The following is a 1,241-nucleotide window of genomic DNA, read 5'->3' on the forward strand; positions in this document are numbered from 1 at the left end:
GACTCCACCGACACCACCGGCAGACCCGACACATCAGCCACGTCCACACGGAAGCCATCAGCACCACCGCCCGCGATCCGCACCCGCAGCGCCGTAGCTCCGGCGGCGTGCAGCGAGATCCCGTGCCAGGAGTAGGGAACCGAGGTTCCGCCCTGCCGCTTCCCCGCAGTCGCCGGTGCCGCGTGCAGCGCCGCGTCCAGCAACGCCGGGTGCACCCCGAACTCGCCGGCCGAATCCGCGACCACCTCCGGGAGCGCGACCTCGGCGAACACGTCATCGCCGCGCCGCCACGCCGCACGCAGGCCCTGGAACGCCGGACCGTACGCGTAGCCGTGCCCGGCCATCGCCGAGTAGAACCCGCTAATGTCCACCGGTTCCGCACCGCTCGGAGGCCACTCCGCGAGGTCGGAGACCTCGCCCTGCACTGGGCCGGGGGCGACCAGGCCGCTCGCGTGACAGGTCCACGGGCCGTCGACCGCGTCGTCTTCGGTACGGGCGAACACCTCGACCGGGCGCAGGTTCCCCTCGTCCGGCTCCCCCACGACGATCTGCACCTGCACGGCGCCGGTCGACGGGATGACGAGCGGCGCGTTGAGGACCAGCTCCTCCACCCGCTCGCAGCCGACCTCGTCGCCGGCCCGCAGAGCCAGCTCCAGCAGTGCCGCGCCAGGGACCAGGACCGTGCCGTGCACCGCATGGTCGGCGAGCCACGGGTGCGTCGCCAGGGACAGGCGCCCAGTGAGCAGGACACCCGTCCGGTCGGCCAGCGTGATCGCACCGCCGAGCAGCGGGTGACCCGCAGCCCTCAGCCCAGCCGCCGCCACGTCACCGGCACCGACGGGCGCATCGAGCCAGAACCGCTCGCGCTGGAACGCGTACGTCGGCAGCTCCACCCGCCGGCCACCCGCCAACAGCGCCTGCCAGTCCACGGACCCACCGGACGCGAACACCGCACCGACAGCCTCCACCACCGCAACGGCCTCCGGGCCGGCCTTGCGCAGAACCGGAATCGCGGCGACATCACCGTCCAGGACCTGAGCCAGCATCGCAGTCAGCACACCACCGGGACCGACCTCAACGAACCGCCGCACACCCAGCCCATGCAGTGCAACGACCGCGTCGGCAAACCGTACGGCCTCCCGGACATGCCGAACCCAGTACGCCGGGTCAGCGATCTCCGCACCAATCGAGGCACCGGTGACGGTGGACACGAACGGGATCCCAGGTTCGGCGAAGGTCAG

At 72.1% G+C, this 1,241-nt stretch carries 1 protein-coding gene; it reads right to left on the bottom strand.

What is annotated here, in order from left to right:
* Positions 1-1,211, bottom strand: a 1,211-nt coding sequence (locus ACZ3TI_RS41000; RefSeq protein WP_465735701.1) for a polyketide synthase dehydratase domain-containing protein, incomplete at its 3' end; no start/stop codon positions are given.
* Positions 1,212-1,241: the final 30 nt, after the last annotated feature.

The organism is Kitasatospora sp. NPDC023120 (assembly GCF_055560835.1).